This window comes from Pseudoalteromonas sp. TB51, assembly GCF_000498055.1.
GTDB lineage: Bacteria > Pseudomonadota > Gammaproteobacteria > Enterobacterales > Alteromonadaceae > Pseudoalteromonas > Pseudoalteromonas atlantica.
In genome coordinates, this window is sequence record NZ_AUTO01000349.1 from 20,993 (window position 1) to 42,704 (window position 21,712).

The window sequence follows — 21,712 nt, forward strand, 5'->3', positions numbered from 1 at the left end:
GTTTTACAGGCGGAAAAAACGCGCTGCATCTCCTTGGGATAAATTAAGGGCATCAGCCACTTCTTGGCTTATTACTAATGTGTGTTTAGCGTGGTCATAGTGGGCGTGCTGGGTAAAGGTTGCTCTAAACCCACTTACACCTTGATTGCAAACGGCTAAAGTATCTGAGCTGTGCTGGCTAATATGTTCCAGCTCGCCAATAGTAATAGGGCAAACTTGTGATTCACGAATACTGCGAATATTACCAAGCTTGGCTTCTACCGTTGGGCCTGCATCAAACAAATCAACATAGCCACGGTGCTCAAAACCTTCTTTTTCGAGCAGTTTAAGTGCCGGTTTAGTTTTTTCATGCACGTTGCCAATCACTGCTTGGGCTTTTTTACTGAGTAGATTGACGTAAATAGGGTATTTAGGCATTAACTCACTAATAAACACTTTATCGCCAAGCCCCACTAAATGATCGGCTTTGGGAAACTCAATACTAAAAAAGTGCTCTTGCAGCCACTGCCAAAACGGTGAATGACCATCTTCGTCGCTTACACCGCGCATTTCAGCAATCACGGTATCGGCAAAGCGTTCGCTGTGCTGCGCCATAAATAAAAAGCGTGAGCGTGATAAAAAGCGCCCGGTTAAGCCTTTACGGCTGTTTTCGCGCAAAAACAAAGTACATATTTCAGAGCATCCGGTGTAATCGTTACACATGCTTAAAATATCAACTGTGTTATAAACATTAAGTGTAGGCGAGTGGTGTACTGTTTTACCTAAATGGTAATGATAAAGCGGCACCGATAAGCCAACAGCGGCTTCTATGGCGGTTGTACCAATGACCTCACCTGTTTCACTGTCTTCTAAAACAAATAGGTAGCTTTCATCTAACGGCTGATTGATATTTTTAGCAAAGCTTTTTTCGGCGCGGTCTATTTTGTCTTTTAATAGCTGGTCGTCCACCGGAAGTGAGGTAAACCCATGGCCCGATTCAATCGCAATTTGCTTAAGTGCAGCAAAGTCTTCAGTGGTAATAGGACGTAATACTTGCATTTATTACTTGCTCCAACAGCGCGCCCTAAGGCGCGCTTAATTAAATTAGCCGTTTACTACGTCGCTTACTGCTTTTTCAAAGCGTGCTAGGCCTTCTTTAATATCTTCAAATGGAATAACTAAAGAAGGGGTAAAACGAATAACATTCATGCCTGCAACAAGGTTCATTAAACCATTGTTAGCACTGGCAACTAAAAAGTCACGTGCACGGCCTTCAAATTTATCGTTTAATACCGCACCAATAAGTAAACCTTTACCACGTACTTCACTAAATACGTTGTATTTTTCGTTTATTGCATTTAAACCATCGCGAAATAGTTGTTCACGCTCTTTAACGCCGTTGAGTACATCCGGTGTGTTTACGGTGTCAAATGCAGCTTCTGCTACTGCACAAGCTAGTGGGTTACCACCGTACGTAGAGCCGTGCGTACCAACTTTTAAGTGCTCTGCGATATGAGTACGAGTGATCATAGCGCCAATAGGAAAACCACCGCCTAACGCTTTAGCTGTCGTTAAAATATCGGGCACTACACCTAAACCTTCGTAAGCGTATAAATCGCCAGTGCGGCCAACGCCTGTTTGTACTTCATCAAAAATTAGCAGTGCATTGTGCTTGGTACATAACTCGCGTACTTTTTTAGCAAATTCGTCGGTAGGTGAAATAATGCCGCCTTCACCTTGTAGTGGCTCCATCATTACGGCACATGTTTTATCACTGATAAGTGCTTCAAATGCTGCAATATCGTTATAATCACAATGCATAATGTCGCCAGGTTTAGGGCCAAAGCCATCAGAGTAAGCAGCTTGTCCGCCCACCGTTACAGTAAAAAATGTACGGCCGTGAAACCCTTTATTAAAGGCAATAATTTGCGATTTTTCTTCGCCGTGTTCGTCAAGTGCAAAACGACGAGCAAGCTTAAGAGCCGCTTCGTTGGCTTCTGCGCCTGAGTTTGCAAAATACACTTTATCTGCAAATGTCGCTTCAACCATTTTTTGTGCTAAACGCAGGGCTGGCTCATTAGTCATTACATTTGATAAGTGCCAAATTTTTTCGCCTTGCTCTTTTAAAGCAGATACAAGCGCTGGGTGACAGTGGCCTAAACAATTAACGGCAATACCGCCTGCAAAATCAATAAACTCATTGTTATTTTGATCCCACACACGTGAGCCTTCGCCGCGCACTGGAATAACTGCCGACGGATTGTAGTTTGGCACCATTACATCGTTAAATAAGTCTCTTGTTACTTGCATTATGTACACCTAAAAATTGTGAATATTGAATAAAGATTAGCAAAATAAAAACGTTAGCGTTTTCTCAGCTAGGTAATTTTTGTTATTAAGCACTATTATCGAAGGTTGTAGGTTAAATTTGCAGTGCTATTTTGTGAAAAATGATTACAATAAAAGTCAAAATAACGAAATTAATAAGCAATATGATAACTCCACAAGACGAAAAGCTACTTTCAATTTTAAAAACCAATGCAAGAGCCAGTATTTCTGACTTGGCACGCATGCTTAATTTATCGCGCTCTACCGTGCAAAGCCGTATGTTAAAACTTGAAGAAACAGGAGTTATAAAAGGCTATAGCGTAGATTACGGTGAAGACTATTTGACCAGTATGGTCTCGGCTCATGTATCTATAAAGGTGATGCAAAAACTCACCACTAAAACCAATTTAGAACTTAAACAAATTGATGCTATTTCCCAGCTTTATGCCATAAGTGGGGAGTTTGATTTAATTGCTGTAGTGCAAGCGCAAAACTTAGAAAAGCTAAGCCATTTACTTGATGATATAGGTAATTTAGATGGGGTAGAGCGCACAACATCGTCAGTGATTTTAGAAACAAAATTTAAGCGTTAAAGTTATGTGTTACTGAAGCGAAAGGTTACCTATTGATTTAACTTAATATTTAATTTTATCGAAGTTAGATATTTTGGCAAAGCCTTACTATACTAATTGTAATTAACACAATTATTTAGCAATGGATTATGCCCACAACGTTATTTTTTGCACTTTTAACTTTAACTGAACCCTTAAAATTTGGTACCAATGTATCGCTTACAACACCAGATAATGCGGTTAACCAAGTGCAATGTATTTTACACAATATGGACATGCCATTTGAGTTGCAATCGTTACCTTGGCTGAGGGCTCGTCGCGAGGTAAAACAAGATAGGTTGGATGGGTATTTTACAACGCATTTAACCTCTGAGATGAGCCAGTATGGTAAGTTGTCATCACCTATTTACCTAGAAAATTGGTACTGGTTTACTCACCCCGATAGCGTTAATAAAGACCCGAAAAAATTACGTTATGGCGTGGTCCATGGCAGTTATCAGGCTAATTGGTTTAAAACGCAAAATATTACCTCGTTAGTTGAAGTAAACTCGCTAGAAGAAATAGTAAACGTACTTCACCATCATAGAGTAGACAAAGTATTACTTGATTTAGATGATTTTAATAATGCTGCCGATCACTTAGGTATTGACGCATCTGCCTATCCGCGCTCATTTTATCGTTATGTGCCTCTAGGGGTTTTTGCTGCTAATAAGCTTATTAATTCGCACCCTTCTTTTTTAGAAAAATTCGACGAAACGATTCCTCAATGTGCCCCTGCACCGTTTTATTTATCACAGGGCGAACAAGTACAAATACTAAATACATTGTTAGAGCCAATAAAGGCGTTAATTTCACAGCCCATAATTACCGATGCCGCAGCGCAAAGTAACCATATAAAGCTGACTAACAAAGCGCTTAAACTCGCTGACGAGCATTGGATAAAAGAAGTTAAAACACATCAACATGATTTAGCTAAAAATATGCTATTTACTGATGCTTCATTATATTTAAAACAATGGCAAAGGCAGTTCAAAGGCATAATTACCGAAATTATAGTGACAGATGAGCAAGGTAAAAATGTGGCTATAAGCAAAATCACCAGCGATTATTGGCAAGGGGATGAGAATAAATTTAGCTTCGTATACCAGCAGTCTTTAGCGTATCGCTTTGACAGTGTTGAATATGATGCCTCAACACATCATTTTCAGGTGCAATTAAGTCTACCCATAAAAAATGCCAAGGGCGATCATATTGGCGTTATTATTTTGGGAGTTGATGTAGAAAAAGCGCTGCACTCATTTAATAACAACGCATTAAATTAATAGCGTGTGCAGCGTCTTATTAAAGCCCGCGTGTATAGCAAAATTTTGTGTAGCTATTTATTTACGGCAGTCTTTGGCGCTTGTCTGATAACGGTTTTTTGTGCTTCATTTAATTTAATAACGTAAGCATTTCCTCCTACCAGCCCTTTAAATTCTTCATCGGTAAAAATAAGTGTATTATCATCATAAAAGGTGATCGCTTCTTTTTGCGTGACAATACCTAAATCGATTCGAGACACATCACCAGAAAAAAACTTGTCGCCTTTAAAGTTTTCGAACAGCCAAATGCTTGTAGAATCAAGTAACACAAGTTTAGTCCTGTCAGGGCTAAGAGCAGCGGATGTGATCCAACAGAGTTTTTCTAGAGTTGTGCATGTTTTAAATGAATCAATTAACTGAGCATCAAAATTGGCTGCATGATCGCCCACTTTATAAACATTGGTTATGCCATCGAAAGGTTCGGTTCTATTTTTGGTAAATAAATATAAATGGCGTTTGTATTCTACAAAGGCTTCTAAATCAAAGTTGCGTTTGTTAGGAGTAATGGGAGTGCCATCCATTTCAGGATAGGTAAACTTAATAATTTCGGCTTCGGTGGTCTCTGTTTTTATATCTATTGGGTTTTCTATTTTATAGATAGTTAACCACTTTCTGTCGTTTTTATTATTGCCAAAATCACCTAAGAAAAAATGACCAAATTTATTTTGCGTCATGTCTTCCCAGTCTATATTTTTAGCATTCGTAACAAGGATTTCTTTTTCAATAGCGCCATCTTCGCCCAGGCGATAAAGTTTTGGGTCGTCACCGCCATCATTAATCGCCCACAAACGCTTTTTTTTATCAAACTCAATGCCTGAAATTTCTTTTAATTTAGGGTCTACTGATAATTGCTTTTTACTATAAAGGGTATATACAGAAAGGCTTACAAAGGAGGCAAGTGCAATAAATACAATTACCGTAGTAAATAAAATGCTTTTTTTCAACATGAAATTTTTGGTATTTCAGAGACATAAGATGCTGTGTATTATTACTTAAGCACACTGATAACGAAAGAATTTTATAGGTTAGTGTGAACCTTTATACGATTTTTTGCTCAATATATTAATAATGAAAAATGATTAAGTTGGTTTAATACTTGCTGTACATTAGTTTGTCATTAATAAGCTAAAATTTTTATCGTAATCGCACCTTATATGTGCAGCTAAAATCTTTTTTGCACTGTAATAATGCGTAAATAAAAATTTGTTTAAATTACCCGCGTTTAATGATGTTTAAATGCACCCCACATCGCCCTTTAAAGTGTTGTATCGGCCCTGTGGCAAAGATTAAGTACCCATTTTGGTTTAGTTGGAGCCTACTATGTTGAATAAACGTTTTTTCAAAACAAAAAATGAAGCTGAAGTTACCTTTGAGTTTACCCGCCCTGATGCAGAGCAAGTAAGTTTACTTGGCGAATTTACCGATTGGCAGCCGGTGCCTATGAAGCTTAATAAAAAAGAAGGGGTATTTAAATGTAAGCAACGCTTGCCAGTTGATCAGCAGTTTCATTTTCGTTATTTAATTAATGGTGATATTTGGGATAACGACCACCAAGCAGATGACTACCTACCTAATACATTTGGCACAGAAAATAGCATAGTGAACACTCAACGCATAAATTAAGGCGAGTAAATGGACGCACTTTCGCAGTTGTTTTATCTGCACGGTATCGGTTATGAGTTTACTAAATACACGGGCGAGCAGGTTATATTTAGCGAAGGCACGCGCAAACGTGCCTTACAATGTTGTGGTGTAAATACCGAAGATGAACACCAAATAGCACAGCTTAATTATCAATTAGATGTTGCGCCTTGGTTAGAGTTAGCACCCGATACCAGCTTAGTGAATTTAACTGATAACCTTTTTTATATTCGCATAGATGAGCGTCAACGTGATTTACCTGTTGCGATAACGTTGCCAAAGTTAAACGTTACCTATGAGCGTGCTAATTTACATAATTTGGCCATCACTGGCGATTACTATGTACATGGCGTGCGTTATATTGAAGTAGCAGTGCCGTTAGGGGCTATTCCGGTAGGTTATCATCAGGCGCTGGTTAGTGTAGGGGAGCAAAGCAAAGAGATTCAATTGTGGGCCACCCCAGAAAAAGTTTTTCAAGTAGATGATACTAAGCGCACTGGGCTTTCGCTGCAGTTGTACACAGTTAAAAACAAAGCAGGCCTAGGTGTAGGGGATTTTAATGATTTACTAGAGCTATGTGACTTATGTGCACAGCAACACATGGACTACATATTACTCAACCCATTACATTTGCTGTTTGCACAGCAAAGTGAGCGAGCCAGTCCCTATAGCCCTAATAGCCGTGCGTTATTAAATCCTTTGTACATTTGTGTTGAACTATCAGCTGATGCTAAAAACAATCCACAATTAGATGCTTTGTTACACAGTGATGAGGTAAAAGCGCTTTTTAACAGCAATGAACAGTTTATAAATTATGAAAAAGTAAGTGCCGTTAAATATGCATTATTTAAAGCGCTATTTAGTCATTTTGAAGCACATGCCAGCGCTTCACGACGCGATGAGTTTGCCCAGTTTTGCAAACAAAACGCCCAGACCCTAACTACGCTAAATTCAGCCAATCCTACCTTTGATTACTACTTACAATGGCAGGCTAAATTACAATTAAGCCATTGTCAGCAGCACTGTTTAAATAAAGGCATGGCAATAGGTTTAATTAATGACCTTGCTGTTGGTTGTGCAGGTGATGGCGTTGAGTATCAATCTCAGCAATCACTTTTTAGTGATAATGCCAATGTTGGCGCACCGCCAGACCCTTGGGCGCAAGCAGGGCAAAATTGGGGGCTGCCTGCGCTTAACCCGCAACAATTAAAAAATGATCACTTTGCCTTTTATCGATCACTTATTAGCGCAAACATGCAAGGCGTTGGCGGTTTGCGCATTGATCATGTTATGGCACTAAGGCGCTTATGGTGGTGCTTTGAAAATAACCATACACAAGATGGCTGTTATGTTTATTACCCTTTCGAGCACTTATTGGCTATTTTAAAAATAGAGTCTCACCTTAATCAGTGCATAGTAATAGGAGAAGACTTAGGCATAGTCCCGCCCGAGGTAAAACACGCACTTGCTGTAAGTGGTATTTATTCAAATAGCTTATTTTATTTTGAAAAACAACATGATGGCGAGTTTTTACCGTTACAAGAATTACCTAAGCATTGTTTAATTATGATAGCGAATCATGACGTACCACCATTTTGCGGCTGGTGGCAAACAGATGATTTAGATATTAAACGTCAGTATCAGCTTATTGATGATCAGCAGTACCAACAGCAATTGCACGAAAGACAACAAGAAAAACAACGATTACTGCGTTTTATACAGTTACATAGCGCAGAGCAACTTAGCGAAACTAGCGATGCTATGTGCGTTTACGGTGAACTTGCCAAAGCACTTGCACACAGTGAGACCCGTTTATTTGCACTTCAGCTTGATGATTTAGATAAACAAACGTATCCGGTGAATATACCCGGTACTAATACCGAATACCCAAATTGGCGCCGTGTTTTAACTCATTCAAGCAACGCTATTTTTAAAAATAATGCCAGTACCTTGGCTGCAGTTAATTCAATAAGGAAAGGATATGAGTAGTACCGCACCAAAGGATTCATTACAGACCCATTACGACGCACAGGTAACTGCACTTCAAGGCGGCAGATTTAAAGACCCTTTTAGCTTTTTAGGGGCACATGCTTATAAAAATGGCTACGAAATACGCGTGTATTTACCCGCGGCTAAAAATGTAAATATTATTATTAATGATAAAAAAGTTATTGCTAAGCGTTATAACAGTAGCGATTTATTTATTGCAACAAGCAACGAAATGCCCTCCCAGCCTTATAACTGCAACGTTGAATATGCAAACTCAGCATTATGTTTTTACGATGAATATAGCTTTGCAAGCAGCCTAGATATAGATGCAATGTATTTATTTAACGAAGGCAGTTTAGAGCATGCATATAAACATTTAGGCGCACACTTTATTAACCAACAAGGGGTTGATGGAGTGCGTTTTTGTGTGTGGGCGCCAAATGCAGCCAGTGTATCTGTTATTGGCGAATTTAACCTTTGGCAAGCTAATCGTCATTATATGCGCTTTCATCCTGCATGTGGTGTGTGGGAGCTTTTTATCGCAGGGCTTCAGCCCGATACCTGTTATAAATTTTCTATTGTGACACAGCAAGGCGATGTGCTTGAAAAAGCAGATCCGTTTGCCTTTAAAATGCAGCAAGCTCCGGGTACAGCCAGTGTGTTACAACAGCAAGCAACGGCTATTTCGCTCAGTGATAGCGAGCTTAAAAATCGTCAAAAGCGTAACCATATAGACGCGCCCATAAGTATTTACGAAGTGCACTTAGGGTCATGGCAAAGGGCTGAGGAAAACCGCTATTTAAGCTATAGCGAACTTGCCGACAAACTGGTTAATTACACGCTTGAAATGGGCTTTACGCATATTCAATTAATGCCAATAAGTGAATATCCGTTTGATGGCTCTTGGGGTTACCAGCCGGTGGGGTTGTTTGCACCAACTAGTCGCTTTGGTGATTACAGCAGTTTTAAATACTTTGTTCAGCAGTGCCACAAAGCAAACTTAGGCGTGCTACTTGATTGGGTGCCTGGGCATTTTCCTAGTGATCCTCATGGTTTACACCACTTTGACGGCACGCATTTATTTGAACATGCCGATATTCGGCAAGGCTTTCATCCTGATTGGAATACCTATATTTATAATTACGACCGCCCGGAGGTTAAAAGCTTTTTAATCTCTAATGCGATGTATTGGCTAGAGCAATTTGGCCTTGATGGACTGCGCGTAGATGCGGTGGCTTCAATGCTTTATTTAGATTACAGCCGCAAAGAAGGTGAATGGGTTGCCAATTGTTATGGTGGGCGAGAAAACCTAGGCGCTATTGAGTGCTTAAAGCAGGTAAATTTGCGTAGTTATAAAAATAATTTGGGCATTATGATGGTGGCTGAAGAGTCGACCGCGTGGCCGGGGGTCACTCAAAGTGTTGATCACAATGGCTTAGGTTTTGGCTACAAATGGAATATGGGGTGGATGAACGACAGCCTTCATTACATGCAACATGATCCGCTTTATAGGCAGCATCATCATCACGAAATGACGTTTTCTATGGTGTACGCATTTAGCGAAAATTACATTTTACCGCTAAGTCATGACGAAGTTGTACATGGTAAAGGCTCATTAATTGAAAAAATGCCCGGTGATGATTGGCAAAAATTTGCGAATTTACGTGCGTATTACGCATTTATGTGGGCGCACCCAGGTAAAAAGCTGTTGTTTATGGGCGGCGAAATAGCACAGCGAAAAGAGTGGGATCACAATCATTCTATTGATTGGCATTTGCTAGAGCATAAAAGCCACCGCGGTATACAAAACACTGTACAAGCGCTTAATACTGTTTATAAAAAGTCGCCTGCACTGTATGAACTGGACTCAAGCCCTGCGGGTTTTGAATGGATAGATAACAACAATAACGAGCAAAGTATATTTAGTTTTGTACGTTATGCTAAAAATGCCCACGACTTTATTGTAGTAGTAGCAAACTTTACGCCTGTTTCTTATCAAGAGTATGAAATTGGGGTACCCGCAGCGGGTAAGTATAAGGTTATTTTAAACACCGATGATGACGCTTTTTTTGGCTCAGGTATTAAAGTAACAGCAAACAAAAACGCCACGGTTAGTAGCGTTAAGGCAAGCGCTCATGGCTTTTCGCATAGCATTAAAATTGCAATGGGCGGGTTAACGACTATTTATTTACAAAAGGTTGAAGATGAGTAATCGATTTGAGGTTTCACATGGGCAACCACATCCACTTGGCGCAACTATTAGCAGTGGCGGCGTTAACTTTAGCTTGTACGCACCTAAAGCAACACAAGCTTATGTGTGCTTATTTGATAAAAGTGGGCACTCTGAAATATTAAAAGTAACCATGCATATCAACGAAGGCGGTATATGGACAGCCCATGTAGCGCCCTTAGCCGAAGGCGCATTATATGGTTATCGCGTAGAAGGGGAGTACAGTCCTGAAAAAGGTCTGCTGTTTAACGAGCACAAGTTGCTGATAGACCCTTATGCAAAAGACTTATTTGGCGAATTTACATGGAGTGAGCGCCACTATGGGCAAATGCCTATTGGCACGAAAAGCACCGTTAATAATGCCATTGATATACCTAAATCACGGGTTATTAATAGCCAGCCTTATAAACATAAAAAGCCAAACCATAGCTGGTCTAATACCGTTATTTATGAATGCCATGTAAAAGGCGCCACGTGCCGACACCCTAATATCCCTAAAAATTTACAAGGCAAGTTTTTAGGTTTAAGCCACCCTAGCTTTATTGAGCATTTGCATAATTTAGGGGTTACCGCACTAGAGCTGCTCCCTGTGCATGCTTTTATAAGTGAGCAGTTTTTAACAGCAAAAGGGCTGCAAAATTATTGGGGCTACAACACGCTCAACTTTTTTACCCCGCATAAAGATTATTTAGTTGATGATGACATTAACGAATTTAAGCGCATGGTTAGCGAGCTTCATAAAGCAGATATAGAGGTTATTTTAGATGTGGTTTATAACCACACCGCAGAAGCGGGCGCCGATGGGCCGATTTTATCGCTCAGAGGGCTAGATAACCTAGCTTATTACCGGACGGTGGCTGATAAGCCTCAGGTGTATATAAACGATACAGGCTGCGGTAACACCATTAATATTGATCATCCTAAAACCTTAAAGCTGGTACTTGATAGCTTACGTTATTGGGTGCAAGTAATGGGAGTAGACGGATTTAGGTTTGATTTAGCCACCATTTTAGGCCGAAATGCCCATGGTTTTAATAGCGCCCATGCGTTTTTTCAAGCCATTGAGCAAGACCCTGTATTAAGTCGTGTAAAGCTTATTAGTGAGCCCTGGGATATAGGGCCAGGAGGTTATCAACTGGGGGCTTTTGCTGCACCTTGGCGAGAGTGGAATGACCAATACAGAGATGTCATACGCCGATTTTGGCAAAGCGAAGAAGGCGTTATTGCAAATGTAGCAAAACGTATTCATGGCTCATTTGATATTTTTGAGCACAGCCAGCGCGGGCCGCTAAACAGTATTAATTTTATTACCAGCCATGATGGTTTTACGCTTGCCGATTTGGTGAGTTATGAGCATAAACATAATGAAGCGAATGGCGAGCAAAATCGCGATGGCCACAGCGCTAATCACTCCACCAATTGTGGTGTTGAAGGATTTACTAATGATGCCAAAATTATTGCCCTAAGGCTGCAGCAACAAAAGAACTTTTTACTTACGCTAATACTCTCAAAAGGGGTGCCTATGATTGCCTCAGGCAGTGAAATGGGTCACTCGCAAGGGGGCAATAATAATGCGTATTGTCAAAATAACCGCACCAGTTGGTTGGCATGGAAAGACTCACAGCTAAATCATTCACTAACCCGATTTATTGACGATGCACTAAAAATAAGACGTGGTCACAGTGCGTTTAAACACAGTGTGTTTTCAGAAGATATAGACGAGCGCTTTACGGTTAAATGGTTTACCGAGCAAGGCGTAAAAATGACCAACGAGCATTGGCACGAGCCACAGCGCCAGTTTTTAATGTATAGCTTGTTAGATAAGCAAAATAAATACGCCTTATTAATCATTTTAAATGCGAGTAAAAAAACAGTTTTTTGTAAGTTACCCCCATCGCCTATCGCGGCGCAATGGGACATGGTTTTATCAAGTGTACATAACGCATCGGTGAGTAGTAAAGAGGATGCAATAGTCGAAATTTCAGCACAAAGCAGCTGGGTTTTTAGTGCAAATTTAGAGGACGATGGTCATGTCTAAGCAAGACGAAAATGTGTGTGTGGTAAAAGGGTGGCAAGAAGGCCCTGTAATTGATGAAAGCACTTTAAAAGATGATTTAACTCGGCACTTTTATTACAGTTTAGGGCGTGACAAAGTGGGTGAGTCGCAACTGTATTTATATCATGCGCTTGCGCTGACAATCAGAGATCGGCTTGTTGCACGTTGCAGAGAAACCAAACAACAAATCAAGGAAGAAAAACGCCGTAAAACAGCTTACCTATCGCTAGAATTTTTAATGGGTAGAGCACTTGGTAATGCAATTTTAAATCTCGACTTAGACGAACAAGTCTCCAGTGCACTGCAAGAGTATTGCACCACAATTGAAACCGTAGCCCAGGCAGAGCACGATGCAGGGCTAGGTAATGGTGGCCTTGGGCGTTTAGCTGCCTGCTTTTTAGATAGCTGTGCAAGCCTTGCGCTTCCCGTGGTTGGTTACGGTATTCGCTACGAATACGGTATGTTTAACCAATCATTAAAAAATGGTCACCAAGTTGAGCAACCCGATAACTGGCTTCGTGAGGGGCACCCGTGGGAGCTTGCCGCGCCTGAGCAATCACAACGAGTGAAGTTTTTTGGGCACGTACAAAGTTATACCGACAAACATGGGCGCGAACACCGTCAATGGGTTGGTTGTCACGACGTATTAGCTGTGCCATATGATGTGCCTATTCCTGGTTATAAAAACGACATTGTTAATACGCTAAGGCTATGGAAATCAGAAGCGACCGACGAATTTAATTTAACCGAGTTTAACGCGGGGAGTTATTCAGAAGCGGTAGCGCAAAAAAACCTAGCAGAACAAATTACAATGGTGCTTTACCCAAATGACAGCAGCGAAAATGGTAAAGAGCTTAGATTGCGCCAACAGTACTTTTTATCATCAGCGAGTATTCAAGATATAGTATCGCAATGGGTTGAACAGTACGGCGAAGACTTTAGTGACTTTGCTGCACATCATGTATTTCAATTAAACGATACGCACCCAAGTATTGCCGTGGCAGAGTTAATGCGCATTTTAGTTGATGATTACGAGCTTGATTGGGATAACGCGTGGGAAATTACAACCAGCACAATGGCTTACACTAACCACACGCTATTGCCAGAGGCATTAGAAAAGTGGTCAGTGCCGCTTTTTGCAAAACTATTGCCGCGAATTTTAGAAATTATTTATGAAATAAACGCCCGCTTTTTAGCGCAAGTGGCTCAGCATTGGCCAGGCGATGCAAGTAAACAGCGTGCGCTTTCGTTAATTGAAGAAGGCGACGTGCCGCAAATACGCATGGCTTATTTAGCGATTGTGGGTAGCTATTCGGTAAATGGTGTGGCCGCACTACATACCCAACTTTTAAAAGAAGGGCTATTTAAAACCTTTTACGAGCTTTGGCCTAACAAGTTTAATAATAAAACCAACGGGGTTACCCCAAGGCGTTGGTTAGCACACTGCAACCCGGCCTTGAGTCATTTAATTACAGAAAAAATTGGCTCAAAATGGGTTAGCGATTTTGCAGATATAAGCCAATTACGCCGCTACTTCGACGACACTGCGTTTCATCAGCAATGGCAAAATGTTAAACGCGAAAATAAACAACGTCTCGTCGATTTAGTGAAAGAGCGCTGTGGTGTTGATTTTGATGTAGAGATGATGTTTGACGTACAAGTTAAACGTATTCACGAATACAAACGCCAGTTATTAAATGTACTTCATGTTATTCATTTATATGACCGTATACGCCGAGGCGATACCACAAACTTAGTACCACGTTGTGTGCTACTAGGGGGTAAAGCCGCCCCTGGTTATTACATGGCTAAAAAAATAATTAAGCTAATTAATAACGTAGCTGAGGTTATTAATAAAGACCCACTTGCAGCGCCTTATTTACGAGTTGCGTTTTTGCCAAATTATAATGTAACCGCCATGGAAACTATTTGCCCTGCAACCGATTTATCAGAGCAAGTATCGACCGCAGGTAAAGAAGCATCAGGCACCGGTAACATGAAGTTTATGATGAATGGTGCGCTTACTATTGGTACGTTAGATGGGGCGAATATTGAAATTAGAGACGCTGTTGGCGCTGATAACTTCTTTTTGTTTGGTGCGCAGGCTCATCAAATTGATGATATTAAATCGCGATATAACCCTTCTCATTTAATAGAGCAAAACAGCGACCTAAGCCACGTAATGCAGTTACTCGAAAGCGGGCAATTTAACCTGTTTGAGCCCAATTTATTTGACGACATTATCAATGCTATTAAAAGCCCTCACGATCCGTGGTTGGTTGCACATGACTTTGAAAGCTATGTGGCAGCGCAAAAGCAGGTAGAGGCTGCGTATCAAGACCAAACGCATTGGACGCAAATGAGTATTTTAAATACGGCCGCAAGCGGCATATTTTCAAGCGATAGAACCATAAGCCAATACAGTGAAGATATTTGGCACCTAACCCCCCTAACTATTAGTGAAACAGACTTACACGCAACTACGAGCCATGCCACTAAGAGCACAGACTAAACGGAGAGAGTATTATGCCTAGTTATGCAAATCGTTACATAAGTAGCTTAACCCGAGATACGTACGCGTTAATACTGGCTGGTGGACGCGGCTCACGCTTACACGAATTGACAGATTGGCGCGCAAAGCCCGCTGTTTATTTTGGCGGTAAGCACCGTATTATCGATTTTCCATTATCAAATTGTATCAATTCGGGTGTGAGGCGTGTAGGCATAGCCACACAATATAAATCGCACTCTTTGATTCGCCATGTTAATCGCGCCTGGGGCCATTTTAAAAAGGAGCTGGGGGAGTCGGTTGAAATTTTACCCGCATCTCAGCGTAATGGTGATGAGTGGTATTGTGGAACTGCCGATGCGGTTTTTCAAAACATGGATATTATTCGCCACGAACTGCCAAAATATGTGATGATTTTGTCAGGCGATCACGTTTATCGAATGGATTACGGCGCTCTATTAGCCGAGCATGTGCAAAAAGGCGCCGACATGACTGTATGTTGCCTTGAAGTACCTGTTGAAGAGGCTGCAGATACCTTTGGGGTAATGACTGTTGATGAAAAAAATCGGGTATGTCGCTTTGATGAAAAGCCTTCGATCCCCAGCTCAGTCCCTGGTAAGCCAGGTACCTGCTTAGCCTCTATGGGCAACTATGTGTTTAATACTGAGTTTTTATTTGAGCAGCTAAAAAAAGATGCTGAAAATGAAGGTTCTGGCCGCGACTTTGGGCACGATATTATTCCGGCAATTATAGAAGAGCACAGTGTGTATGCGTTTCCGTTTAGAGATCCCATGCAAGAAGGGCAACCTTATTGGCGCGATGTAGGAACGTTAGACTCGTTTTGGGAAGCCAATATGGAATTGGTAATGCCCGAGCCACAGCTAGATCTATACGATCCAACCTGGCCGATTTGGACCTATCAAGAGCAGTTGCCACCGGCTAAGTTTATTTTTGATGATGAAGATAGACGCGGTATGGCGGTAGACTCAACGGTATCAGGAGGGTGTATTGTATCGGGCTCAGTAGTTAGAAAATCACTGCTGTTTTCAAACGTGCACGTGCGTTCATTTTGCGAAATAGAGCAATCAGTAATTTTACCCGGGGCTCTCATTAATCGTCATTGTAAAATTAAGCGAGCCANTGTGAAATACCCGCAGGGCTTGAAATTGGCTACGATAGAAAAGCCGATGAAGAAAATGGCTTTAGGGTATCTAAAAAAGGCATCGTATTAGTCACCCGTGATATGCTCACGGAACTTGCTAAAAAGCTTGAACGTCAAGCACACGAAAATAAAAAGTTCGCTTAAAATCGGATGCGAATAACAAAGGTTAAGGAAGTAGTAAATAAATGCATGTATTAATGGTTGCCGCAGAAAACGATGCTTTACCAAACGCTAAAGTGGGCGGGGTAGCAGATGTAGTCAGAGATGCTCCAAAAGCACTAGCAGCACAAGGCGTGAGCGTAGATGTTGTTATTCCTGATTATGGGTTTGAGCAACTGCAACGTGAATATATAGGTGATGTCACTGTTATATTTAGAGCGCAGCCACAGGTATTATCTTTATTTAAAATAAGTGATGACAACACACACATTAATCAATTTGTTATTTCGCACCCATTGTTTAGCCAATCGGGTTCGGTGTATTGCAATGACGAACCCGGGCGACCTTTTGCTACTGATGCAACAAAATATGCATTATTTAGTGCCGCTCTATGTGAAGCGCTGCTACAGGGTTTAATAACGCGCCCTCAAGCACTGCATCTACATGATTGGCATAGCGCGTGTGTCGCCGTATTATTAAAATTTGATAAACGCTACGATACCCTCGCTAATTTACATATTGCCTATACAGTTCATAATTTAGCACTGCAAGGGATCAGGCCTTTTAAACACGACGACTCGAGTTTAGAGGCTTGGTTTCCTTCGTTAGGTTATAACGGGCAACATTTGTGTGACCCTCGTTACCCACACTGTTTTAATCCTATGCGCAGTGCTATAAATTTGGCAGATAAAGTTCATTTAGTCTCACCTACTTACAGTACCGAGGTACTAAAGCCGAGTAATTATCAGCAAGGTTTTTTTGGTGGAGAAGGCTTAGAGCTTGATTTACAAAATCAATCGGCTCAAGGCAAGGTGGTGGGAATATTAAATGGCTGTGAATACCCTGAGAAAAACCCTGAGCAGGTTACTTTATCTCTCTTGTATGAGCGTATTGAACATACTTTATTTAACTGGATGGCAAAACATGAGCAGCTTGAAACGAGCTACTATGTGGCGCATCAGCGCATGCTGCAGTTTAAAAACACGCCAATAGATGGGCCCCTCGTAACAAGTGTTGGCAGGCTGACCGAGCAAAAGGTGTTATTACTTTGCCAACAATACGGTAATGCATTAGCGCTTGACAACGTGTGTGAAATAATTAACCGTTTTAATGGTCGTCTTATTATTTTAGGCTCTGGTGACAAAGCCCTTGAAAGCATTTTCACCAAGGCCATGGCACGCAATGCAAACTTATTGTTTTTAAAAGGTTATGGGCAAGGTATTGGCGATAGCCTATATGAGCTAGGGGATTTATTTTTAATGCCAAGCTCGTTTGAGCCATGCGGAATTAGTCAAATGCTTGCTATGCGCGCAGGGCAACCTTGTTTAGTACACAGTGTTGGCGGTTTAAAAGACACCGTAAGCCACAACAACAATGGCTTTGCATTTTCTGGCGGCTCGTTGAATGAACAAGTTGATGGGTTAATGACATGCTTGACTGAAACCCTTACGCTAAAACAGCAAAATCCTAAGCAATGGAGTAACATTACAGCTAATGCTAAAGGAGCACGTTTTTCGTGGGAAACGGTCGCTGCTGATTATATTTCAAGCATGTATTGCTAAATCATTAAAATTAAACGCAGCAGAAGTGACATTTATACCTATTTACGCTATTAATTACTTAGTTTGAGTATAAAAATAAGAAGTAGGTAATGTGTCTGTATTTGTTGCAAGGCAAGCAATATTCAATCGTAAGCAAAATGTAGTTGCTTACGAGCTTTTATTTCGTAATAGTGCTGAAAACTTTTTTCCCGATATAGAAGAAGGTCAAGCAACTGCTCGCCTAATAATGGAAAACCAGCTTAATTTAGGCACACGCCACATCACCTCAGGTAAAACGGCACTGATAAATATAGGCCCAGACTCTTTAAAGCACAATTTATGTGACTTTTTACCCTGCAAAGATGTGGTCATTGAGCTATTAGAAACCATTGAACCCACCGACGATAACTATCAGCTTTGCAGAGAGCTTTTTCATAAAAACTATAAACTCGCATTAGATGACTTTGTTTATAACGAGCAATGGGAGCGATTTTTAAAGTTTATTAAGCTAGTAAAGTTTGATATTGCGCAAACGCCTTTATCAGATATTGCTGAGATTGTAGAAAAACTAAAACAGCATAAAAAAATAAAAATATTAGCAGAAAAAATAGAAACCCAAGCCGATTATCACCAAGCACATAAAATGGGGTTTGATTACTTTCAAGGCTACTTTTTTGCCAAGCCCACAATGCACGAACAGCAAGACATTGATTATAACTATGCGTTAGTTGTGGCTATTTACGCGCAAGTAATGAAACCAAGCCCAGATATAAAGCAAATTAGTGCGTTATTTGAAGCCGATGCGGCCTTGGCTTATAAGCTTATGCGGCTAATTAACAGCGGTGTTTTTCCTATTCAGAGTAAAATATCATCTATTAAGCAGGCGTTAGTGTATTTAGGGCATGAGCGTTTAAAAAAGTTTGTTAGTTTAATTGTTACCGCGCACACCGCGGGTAAAAAGCCAGCAGAACTAATGCAAGTGTGTGTAGTTAGAGCACGCTTTTGTGAGCTAATAGCAAAGCAGGTGTCTAAATCGTTGGCGGGTGAGGCGTTTTTAACCGGCTTGTTTTCGTTACTAGATGCCATACTCGATCAACCTATGAGTTTATTAGTCGAAAAATTACCTTTTCCTGATGATATTAAAGCGGCATTATTAAACGAAAAAAACACCCTATATTATATTTTAAATGTAGTACAAGCGTACGAAACAGGTAGCTGGTGGACATTAGAAAAAGCCGTTATATTACTTAATGTTAAAAGTGATGTGCTGCCAGGGTTATATAATCAAGCCGTAGATTGGGCAGATAATTATAAAAATAATAGTTAAAGGACAGTAACCGCTCATTATGCGAAATTATAATATGGACTTTATTCGCGGCATTGCCGTGCTTTGCTTAGTGTATATGAATGGCTATGCGTTTGGCTTAATGGATTATAGCTATATTCCTTTATCTACCCCGCCTTTTAGCGACACCCTTATCCATGCTGTGAGTACTTTTTTTGTTGATGGCCGATTTAGAACGCTGTTTAGCTTACTGTTTGGGGCAGGGCTTTATATTCAATGGCAAAAAGTTAAATCAACAGCGCCTTTAAAAGCGCGATTGCATTGGCTTATCATTTTTGGTTTGGTACATGGTTTTTTACTTTGGGCTGGCGACATTTTATTTTTGTACGGTGTATCTGGCTGGTTTGTTCTAAAATATTTGCAAAGTAATAACCAACTGCTTGTAAAAAGGGCTGGGGAGTTTCTTTTAATTGGTTGTGTAGCCACGGGGTTGGTGCTCTTTAGTGCACCAGATGAGGTCGTTTATCGTGATTCAGCACAGTATATCGATTTATATAGCCCGTATTACAGCGATTACTTTTTGAGTAATCTAGGTATGAATGTATTAATGCTGGTAGCTGTTCCTATCATGATCATGTGGCTGTGCGTAGGGCTAATGCTGATTGGCATATATTTATATAAAAATGAGGTTTTTAGTAAAGGTTTAACTAAGCCGCACCTTATTGTTTGTATAGCTGGCGCCTTTATTTTTTCAGGCATGAGGCTTTATGCGTCAAAGTTCACAGGGGGAGCAGGGTTCGCCATACAAGAGTTTATAAATACCTTTGCCGCATTGTTCATGGCTGGATTTTATATTCATCTCATCGTTAAATTTTGCAATAACAGTGCCCATGTGGGTCGGCTTATTCAGCAAGCTGGGCGTTTAGCCTTTACCTTATATATATGCCAAACACTGATGCAGCTATTGCTTTATAAAGTGTTGTATCCGCAGTGGGTATTAAGTTTTAACCGAATAGACTATTGGATAATCGCGACTGGCCTAGTTAGCGTGCAGCTATTGTTTACTGCTTTATATTGTCGCTATTATGAGCAAGGGCCACTGGAATATGTTTGGCGCAGGTTAACTCAAGCAAAAATTGCAAAAATTAATGCGTAAAGGTTTAAATTAGGGGCGAAAAATAATGGCGTGTGGTTTACACTAGTCGCCTTTAAAATTAGGACCATTAAGTGCCATGACCGAATTAAAACGTTTAAATAAATTTATTAGTGAAACAGGTTTTTGTTCACGCCGTGAAGCCGATAAATATATTGAGCAAGGTCGTGTAACAGTTAATGGTAATACGCCTGAAATGGGCGTAAAAGTGGCTGATACCGATACTGTTTTAGTAGATGGAAAACCGCTGCGCGAAAAACCAAAACGCGTGTACATTGCGTATAATAAGCCAGTGGGTATTACCTGTACCACCGAGAGTAAAATTCAAAGTAATATTGTCAAAGCCGTTAATTATCCCACCCGTATATTTCCTATCGGCCGTTTAGATAGACCTTCAGAAGGATTGATTTTTTTAACTAACGAAGGCGATATCGTTAATAAAATTTTGCGAGCGGGTAATAACCACGAAAAAGAATACGTGGTGACAGTTGATAAACCACTCAATCGCCAATTTGTGAGCAAAATGGCCAACGGTATTCCTATTTTAGATACCGTTACAAAAAAATGTAAAGTGACACAAACAGCTCCGCAAGAATTCAAAATAGTGCTTACGCAGGGGTTAAACCGCCAAATTCGTCGTATGTGTGAATACCTAGGTTATGAAGTTGTGACCCTTAAACGTACCCGCATTATGAATGTAACGTTAAAGGGCTTAAAAGTAGGCCAGTGGCGACATTTAACCGACGTAGAAATGGCGCAAATTAATGACTCCATTGCTGATTCGGGTAAAACGCAAGAGCACTCGGTTGATACCAATAAGCAAAATGCCAATAACAAAGGCGAGCCTAAAAAGCGTGATTTTCAGGGTGAAAACCCACGCGCCTTTAATAATGAGCGAGGCACTCGCACTCAAAGAAGTAATACCCCTTTTCAAAAGCGCTCAACCACCTATGTAGGTAAAGGGGGCGCTAGCAAAAATACGCAAGGCGATAGCAAAAGTGCAAACAACAAAAAGCCAGCAAACGGTAAAGCGCGTTCATCTGGCACATTAAGTTTAAAAAAATAGCGTGCGCACTTACCATTGTATTTGATGTACAACGTTACCGAGTGGGCTTTTAACGCCCACGATGTTTATTTTCTCATTTTTTAGCCGCTTTAATGCTGGTTTATCTAAATACCACCTAAAAGAGCGCTTTCTGTAAGTTTGTAAATCAAGCACAACCAGTTTTGCGCAGCTGTATTCGTAATCACTCGGACACGCCTCTACAGCCAGTAGCTGGTACTCTTGCTGCCAGCTATTGTCGCTATAATAATACGTCCATAACTTTACTGAAATACAAAAACTAGCCCACAGCCATAAATAAACTAAAACCGGTATAAACAAAATACCCAGCCAGCCCCTAAGCTTCCCATCATCCTCTAAGTAGTCTTTAAAATTTGATTTAAACGTTATGCATGCGTTGTACTTTTTGTATCCGTACATCCCCCCTGCAATACTAATTATTACTGACAAAACAGGAAGCAGCTTATGTGTTAAAAAATCATAAGCGGTATTGGCAATAAAGGGGGGATCGAGATTTTCATCCCAAGCAATAAAAAATAGGGGTGGGAATAGTAAACTAGCGGTAATTATTATTCTAAAAAGTTGTTTTGCTGTCATTTGAGGGGTTATTTATAAAACACAACGCCAATATAAAGTAAAAAAAGCTCTAAATAAACGGCTAATGTAGATACGCTGTTTTTAGAG

General features: G+C 40.5%; 15 protein-coding genes and 1 pseudogene. 12 read left to right on the forward strand and 4 right to left on the reverse strand.

The annotated features are described in order from the left end of the window. Window positions 1-3: 3 nt before the first annotated feature. Both astA and L650_RS0122445 read right to left on the reverse strand, forming a co-directional pair. Window positions 4-1,038, reverse strand: coding sequence for an arginine N-succinyltransferase (astA, locus tag L650_RS0122440; protein WP_029774470.1), 1,035 nt, complete (start codon window positions 1,036-1,038; stop codon window positions 4-6). A 45-nt stretch (window positions 1,039-1,083) separates the two neighbouring features. Then, window positions 1,084-2,289 carry an aspartate aminotransferase family protein gene (locus tag L650_RS0122445; protein WP_029774471.1) on the reverse strand — a complete coding sequence of 402 codons (1,206 nt, stop codon included), beginning with the start codon at window positions 2,287-2,289 and terminating at the stop codon, window positions 1,084-1,086. A 182-nt stretch (window positions 2,290-2,471) separates the two neighbouring features. Here L650_RS0122445 and L650_RS0122450 point away from each other — a divergent pair, with 182 nt between their 5' ends. Both L650_RS0122450 and L650_RS0122455 read left to right on the forward strand, forming a co-directional pair. Then, complete coding sequence (locus L650_RS0122450) at window positions 2,472-2,900, forward strand: Lrp/AsnC family transcriptional regulator (RefSeq protein WP_004586440.1); 429 nt, start codon at window positions 2,472-2,474, stop codon at window positions 2,898-2,900. A gap of 128 nt (window positions 2,901-3,028) precedes the next feature. After that, complete coding sequence (locus tag L650_RS0122455) at window positions 3,029-4,201, forward strand: hypothetical protein (RefSeq protein ID WP_029774472.1); 1,173 nt, start codon at window positions 3,029-3,031, stop codon at window positions 4,199-4,201. Between the two features lie 53 nt (window positions 4,202-4,254). Here the strand turns inward: L650_RS0122455 and L650_RS0122460 are convergent, their stop codons facing one another. Next, the gene (locus tag L650_RS0122460; protein ID WP_029774473.1) at window positions 4,255-5,187 is read right to left on the reverse strand and encodes a hypothetical protein; all 933 of its coding nucleotides are present in this window, start codon (window positions 5,185-5,187) and stop codon (window positions 4,255-4,257) included. 373 nt (window positions 5,188-5,560) lie between these two features. Between L650_RS0122460 and L650_RS0122465 the strand changes: the two genes are divergently transcribed. From L650_RS0122465 to rluF, 10 genes and pseudogenes are all read left to right on the forward strand, one after another. Further along, entirely contained in the window at window positions 5,561-5,863 is a 303-nt protein-coding gene (locus L650_RS0122465; protein WP_029774474.1) for an isoamylase early set domain-containing protein, read from the forward strand. 9 nt (window positions 5,864-5,872) lie between these two features. Then, complete coding sequence (malQ, locus tag L650_RS0122470) at window positions 5,873-7,870, forward strand: 4-alpha-glucanotransferase (protein ID WP_029774475.1); 1,998 nt, start codon at window positions 5,873-5,875, stop codon at window positions 7,868-7,870. Continuing rightward, the gene (gene glgB, locus L650_RS0122475; RefSeq protein ID WP_029774476.1) at window positions 7,863-10,082 is read left to right on the forward strand and encodes a 1,4-alpha-glucan branching protein GlgB; all 2,220 of its coding nucleotides are present in this window, start codon (window positions 7,863-7,865) and stop codon (window positions 10,080-10,082) included. Before malQ ends, glgB begins: the two co-directional genes overlap by 8 nt. After that, window positions 10,075-12,138, forward strand: a complete 2,064-nt coding sequence (gene glgX / locus L650_RS0122480) for a glycogen debranching protein GlgX (RefSeq protein ID WP_085065561.1) — start codon at window positions 10,075-10,077, stop codon at window positions 12,136-12,138. The genes glgB and glgX overlap by 8 nt, the downstream gene beginning before the upstream one ends. Next, the gene (locus L650_RS0122485; RefSeq protein ID WP_029774478.1) at window positions 12,131-14,668 is read left to right on the forward strand and encodes a glycogen/starch/alpha-glucan phosphorylase; all 2,538 of its coding nucleotides are present in this window, start codon (window positions 12,131-12,133) and stop codon (window positions 14,666-14,668) included. Before glgX ends, L650_RS0122485 begins: the two co-directional genes overlap by 8 nt. 14 nt (window positions 14,669-14,682) lie before the next feature. Next, window positions 14,683-15,971: pseudogene (glgC, locus tag L650_RS0122490) on the forward strand (glucose-1-phosphate adenylyltransferase). A gap of 41 nt (window positions 15,972-16,012) precedes the next feature. Then, a complete protein-coding gene (locus tag L650_RS0122495; RefSeq protein WP_029774479.1) occupies window positions 16,013-17,548 on the forward strand; it encodes a glycogen synthase in 1,536 nt (511 codons plus the stop codon). A 91-nt stretch (window positions 17,549-17,639) separates the two neighbouring features. After that, the gene (locus L650_RS0122500) at window positions 17,640-18,854 is read left to right on the forward strand and encodes an EAL and HDOD domain-containing protein (protein ID WP_029774480.1); all 1,215 of its coding nucleotides are present in this window, start codon (window positions 17,640-17,642) and stop codon (window positions 18,852-18,854) included. 34 nt (window positions 18,855-18,888) lie between these two features. Continuing rightward, complete coding sequence (locus L650_RS0122505) at window positions 18,889-19,968, forward strand: DUF418 domain-containing protein (protein WP_029774481.1); 1,080 nt, start codon at window positions 18,889-18,891, stop codon at window positions 19,966-19,968. Window positions 19,969-20,044: 76 nt separating this feature from the next. Next, entirely contained in the window at window positions 20,045-21,031 is a 987-nt protein-coding gene (gene rluF / locus L650_RS0122510) for a 23S rRNA pseudouridine(2604) synthase RluF (RefSeq protein ID WP_029774482.1), read from the forward strand. A gap of 9 nt (window positions 21,032-21,040) precedes the next feature. Here rluF and L650_RS0122515 read toward each other — a convergent pair whose 3' ends face one another. Further along, window positions 21,041-21,625, reverse strand: coding sequence for a hypothetical protein (locus L650_RS0122515; protein WP_029774483.1), 585 nt, complete (start codon window positions 21,623-21,625; stop codon window positions 21,041-21,043). Between the last annotated feature and the right edge of the window lie 87 nt (window positions 21,626-21,712).